Source organism: Protofrankia sp. Cas8 (assembly GCF_963555845.1).
Taxonomy (GTDB): Bacteria; Actinomycetota; Actinomycetes; order Frankiales; family Frankiaceae; genus Protofrankia.
This window is the reverse complement of record NZ_CAUVXI010000144.1, coordinates 3,782-8,796: the sequence shown is the minus strand read 5'-3', so window position 1 is coordinate 8,796 and position 5,015 is coordinate 3,782. Positions and strand designations below refer to the sequence as shown.

Annotated in this window: 5 protein-coding genes; all 5 read right to left on the bottom strand. The window is 70.4% G+C overall.

Annotated elements, in window-relative coordinates; all coding sequences use genetic code 11:
* On the bottom strand, nt 1-1,339 hold a 1,339-nt coding region (locus tag U9977_RS18670), incomplete at its 3' end, for an FAD-binding oxidoreductase (protein WP_322750566.1).
* 1 nt (nt 1,340) lies between these two features.
* Entirely contained in the window at nt 1,341-1,667 is a 327-nt protein-coding gene (locus tag U9977_RS18665; protein WP_322750565.1) for a hypothetical protein, read from the bottom strand.
* Nucleotides 1,664-2,962, bottom strand: a complete 1,299-nt coding sequence (locus tag U9977_RS18660; protein WP_322750564.1) for an ATP-grasp domain-containing protein — start codon at nt 2,960-2,962, stop codon at nt 1,664-1,666. The genes U9977_RS18665 and U9977_RS18660 overlap by 4 nt, the downstream gene beginning before the upstream one ends.
* The gene (locus tag U9977_RS18655) at nt 2,959-4,044 is read right to left on the bottom strand and encodes an NAD(P)/FAD-dependent oxidoreductase (protein WP_322750563.1); all 1,086 of its coding nucleotides are present in this window, start codon (nt 4,042-4,044) and stop codon (nt 2,959-2,961) included. Before U9977_RS18655 ends, U9977_RS18660 begins: the two co-directional genes overlap by 4 nt.
* Nucleotide 4,045: 1 nt before the next feature.
* Nucleotides 4,046-5,015 (bottom strand): class I tRNA ligase family protein (locus U9977_RS18650; protein WP_322750562.1); only part of this gene is annotated, 970 nt, incomplete at its 5' end.

Here is a 5,015-nt window from a genome sequence, read left to right as displayed (position 1 = left end):
GCGCAAGCTGCACTGGGTGCGGAGTCTGGCGCTTGACCTCGGTCAGCCGCGCCAGATTCGGCCCGTAGTAGGCCGATCGCCAGCCGGCCAGGTCAGGGTCGGAGAAGTTGACGTAGGCCGCGTCCGGGGCGAACTCGCCCATGTCCTGGTGCAGACCGGTCAGCCACTCCAGGTTGTCCCCCATCACCTCGACGGGATCGTCGGTACTCCACGAGGTGTCCATCGAGACCAGGAACAGCACGTCCCGGTGGGGGAACGCGGTATCGGCCACCGGAACCCGGTTGATCGCGCCACCCCAGGTGAACAGGGCGACACCGGCGCCGTCCGGGTTGCCGCCGCCCGGCCACTTGTCCAGGGCTGCCAGCATGGTCGCCACCCCGGCCTCGGGTAGCGGTTCCCGCACGCATCGGGTTCGCACCGCGAACGAACCGCCCGCGGTGGTGTGGTGCAGAAAGTCCGCGGCCTCCCAGTAGGTCCGGTCCGCGATGTCCAGCCGGTACGGCGTGGCGACCGCCAATGCGGGCCCGAGCAGATCCCGCAGTTGCTCGGCCGGGCCCAGATGCTGCCCGATCACCGAGACCACACCGTCCTCGCCCGGCGCGCGACTCACGCCGATCCGGGCGGAGAACGCCTCCGGCGCGTGCCGCATGACCTCCTGCATCGTGGCCAGGACCGCAGGCGCGGATGCCCAGTGCCACAGCAGCAGGCAGGTGGACGTGTCCGGCACCGGACGTGCCTGGAAGGTGAAGGAGGTGTTCACGCCGAAGTTCCCGCCGCCACCACCCCGGCAGGCCCAGAACAGGTCGGTGTTCTCGGTTTCGCTGCAGCGCAGCGTCGTGCCGTCGGCGAGGACGATATCGGTCCGCACCAGTGAGTCACAGGTGAGGCCGAACGCGCGCGACACCGCCGCGACACCGCCACCGAGCACGAGCCCACCGATCGCGACATCGTCGGAGTTGCCCAGCGGGAACGCCAGGTTGTGCGGACGCAGCGCGGCATAGATCGCCTTCATCCGGGTGCCGCCGCCGACTGTGACCAGCGCGGTCGACGGGTCCACGCGCACTGTGTCCAGCCCGCACAGGTCGAGCACCAGTCCGGTGGTGACCGAACTGCCCGCGTAGCTGTGGCCACCGCCCCGGGCCACGAGCGGTATGCCGTGCTCGCGGGCCCAACCGATCGCCGTGGCGACGTCGGCGACGCTCGCCGCCGTCAGCACCCCGGCGGGCCGCACGTGCCGGTAGCGCTCGTTGAACGCTCTGCCCGCCTCGGTGAAGCCGGCGTCGCCCGGCAACCGCAGCCGACCGTCGACCACACAGCGCAGCCGCGACCAGGCGTCCATCTCAGTCCACCTCCTCGAGGTAGGACGTCCCGGTCGCCGCGTGCGCGCCGTAACGCTCCCACTCCTCGCGCAGCGTCAGCCGACCGTCGGTGGTGCGCTGCGGGACGTTCACGGTGTGCCCGGCGATCACCTCGCCGCCGGCGAGCACCATGGTGTAGGCCAGCCGGAGCGTTCCGTCCGGCCCGCACGTACCGGTGACGGTGCCTCGGCGCACCTGCCCACCGGCGAAGTCCGCCCAGACCAGATCGCCGTCCTGCTGGTACCGGGCAACCGTGCCGTCCCCGCCGCCGGCCTTGCGGAACGTCCGCCCGTCATAGTTGATCGTCATTCGTCCACGTCCAGTAGCCCGGCGGGCATTTCCAGGGTTGTGCCGGGTGGGGGTGGGGCGATCGGGTCGGCGTCCACCGTGACCAGCGCGCTCGCCGCGTCCAAGCGCTCGTTGCAGGTCAGCGCGTCGTCGGCCTGGCACACCACGAAGGAGTGACGGGCGATGTAGCCGCCCGGCGGCAGCCGCAGCGCGGTACCGGGTTCGACCATCCGGGACGCGATGAGCAGTCCGGGTGCGGCATCGGGCACCCGGACCGAGCGCACCAGGCAGTCCCGCTCCGGATACCCGAACCGGATTCCCGCGACGGTTCGCCGGGTCGCGGCGATGTCCGGCCGCTGCCCGATGGCGACGTCGACGAGCACCTCACCCGGGTCGATGCCCGTGGCGGTCCGGCCGAGAAACGGGATCAGGTCGCCGCCGAGCCGGCCGTTGATCTCAATGATCAACGGCCCCCGCTCGGTCAGCCGCACCTCGGCGTGGGTGATACCATCCTCGATCTCAAGCACCCGGTGCGCCCGCGCCAGGGTGTCCATCAGCACGGTGTCGCCCAGGAGTGGGTCGCCCGCGTCGACGACGTGGCCGATCTCCTCGAAATAGGGGTGCCCGCCGGTGCGCTTGCGGGCCACGAACATCGGCAGGTATTCGCCTTTGTGCACGGCTGCGTCGACGCTGATCTCGGGCCCCACGGCGTAGCCCTCGACGATGGCACCACCACGGTAGGACTCGTCGCCGACCAGGCTCGCGTCCGATGCGACGGCGAAGGCGGCGTCCAGCTCAACCTCGTCGGCGGCGAAAACGACGCCCATGCTGGCGCCGAGAGCGCGCGGCTTGACCACGACCGGGTAGCCGATCCGCTCCGCCGCCGCGCGGGCCTGCCCAGCCGTGGCCGCCATCTCGAATCCCGGCTGCAGCAGACCCGCGGCGGTGAGCCGGGAACGCGTGTTGTGCTTGTCCCGGCAGCCGTGGACGCCGGGAATACTGAGGCCGGGTACGCCGAACTCGGCGGCGATCTTGGCCGCGGACATCACCAACGGCTCGTCCCAGCACAGCACCCCGACCACCGTGTGTCTGGCCGCCACCTCGCGGGCCGTCCCGGCCAGCAGCTCGTGGTCGAAGACGTTGATCACAGTGATCTCGTCGAAGTAGTCGTGCTGCCAGGTGGGCTTGAGGTTGTTGATCAGAACCAGGTCGAGTCCGGCCCGTCGCGCCCGTGCGGCGGCCGAGCTGACCAGGTACTCGCGGTAGAGCTTGAGCCCGCTGCCGATCACCAACAGCACGTTCTTGGAACTGTTCATGCGTATTCCCTCCAGTTCGGCGATGACCTCATGACGGTCTCGGCAATTTGAGCGGCGATCAGGGGCGCGGTGCGGAACCCGTCGCCCCCGCTGGCCGCGCGTGCCCACACCACCGGGCCGAGGCGGACCAGGCTCGCCCCGCCCGTCTCGGCGTCGACCAGGTAGTGGCACTCCTTGACCCCGTGCACGGGGTAGCGGTCCGGGTCGGTCAGGATCGCCGCCACGACCTGATCGACCCAGCTGGTCCCGGCCGGATCGGGCCGGCTCGCGCGGTCGCTCACCGAGTCGACCTCCCGACACAACGCGCTGGAGCTGACCTTCAGCAACGTTCCGTCGCCCGGAGGCAGCAACCAGGACCGGCCGTCGGTGCCGATACGCCCAGCACTGGGCGCGTCCTCCCACCAGCGAGCCAGCTCCTCGGGTGGCCGCAGATACACCATGGCCTGGCGGTGCAGCACCATCGGCAGGTCGACCAGCTCCCGCGACCACGGCCCCGCGGCGATGAGGATCAGGTCGGCGCCCAGCCGCTCACCGTCGGCCAGGACGACCTGCCCCGCGTCCGCGTCGACCGCGACGATCTCCCGCCGCGGTCGCACCGTCACCAGGGCATGCGCGTCCAGCCATCGTGCCGCGAGTGTCAGGACCCGGTCGGCGAGCAGCACGCCAGCGTCGTGCTCCAGCACTCCCGTCCAGCCGGCGGGGAACCTCATATGCGGCAACGTGTCCGGCTCGACGAGCTCGACCGACAGACCGACCTCGGCACCGATCGCGGCCACCGCGTCGACCTCGCCGGCGGGCCAGGCGGTCACCACGCCGACGCGGCGGTAGAGTCTGGTACCCAGCAGCGCCTCCAACTCCAGCCACAGACGGTGAGCCATCGCGACCCGGTGGGTGGCGGCCCGATCACCGGGGTCGAGTGCCCGGATCGTCCGGTGCTGATCGAACGAACTGGACATCGGATTGGGGACGGCACCCCGATCCAGCACGGTCACCCGATGGCCTGCCAGTGCACACCGGATCGCGGTCAGCAGGCCGGTGACACCCGCTCCGACGATGAGGACGTGCCGGGCATCGGCTGGCATCTCACTGCGCCCGTTCGCGCAGCCGGGGCATGCGCCTGGGCGCGATCTCGGTGGCCGTCGGGCCGGCGATTGGGATCAAGGTGTCGGGTAACGCCTGCCGGGCCAGGTCGATCAGGATGGGCGCCGCACAGCGCAGGAGCATGTCAACCTCGTGGCAGAAATCACCGCTGTCCGCCGGGCCCGGCGCCCACCGGTCCAACCGGGACAGCTGTTCGGCGAGCGTCTCGGCCGCCCGGTTGAGGCTGAACCGGGAAAGCTCGTAGGAGCCGGTGACGCGTTCGATGATGCGGGCGGCCGATGCCCTGGACCGCTGCGACACCGCCAGCGGCCCCCGGTCGACCCACTCGTCCACCCTGGCCGCCACCCGGTTCCACGGCTCGACAAGACGCGACCGGGTCACCCGGACCAACGCCTCGCGGCTGAAATCGGTGCGTTGGAATTCCGGGCTGGTCGCGGCCAGATGGAACCGGATCAGGTCCCGGGGCACCTCGGCCGCCAGCTCCCGGCCCCACACCGCATGACCGCGGCTGGTGGAGAACTTTGCATTGTCCAACTCGTAGAACTCGTTGGTGAGGAAACGTGCCGGCAGGTCGTAGCGACCGTCGTGCGCCAGCAGCATCGCGGTCCCGGCGATCGCGAACGGGTAGATGTTGTCGAAGCCGAGGAAATAGACCACCGACGAGCCGGCCCCGGTCAGCCACAGTTCGTCGTCGCCGGCCAGCACCGCGCCTCGGCGCTCGGCGGACAGTGCGGAGCAGTACATGCTCCAGGCCATCGGCTCGGCATTCGGGTTGATCACCTGCCCGGCGACCTCGGGAAAGGGCGCGGGGATACCCCAGGAGATCGGATAGGTGACCGGAAAGTCCGGCAACGGCCGGGACACCATGTCCGCGACCGCCTGCGCCATGTGCGGACGCATCATCGAGCAGTGGTCGGCGAAGTGGTCGCGTATTTTACCCCGGTACTCCTCC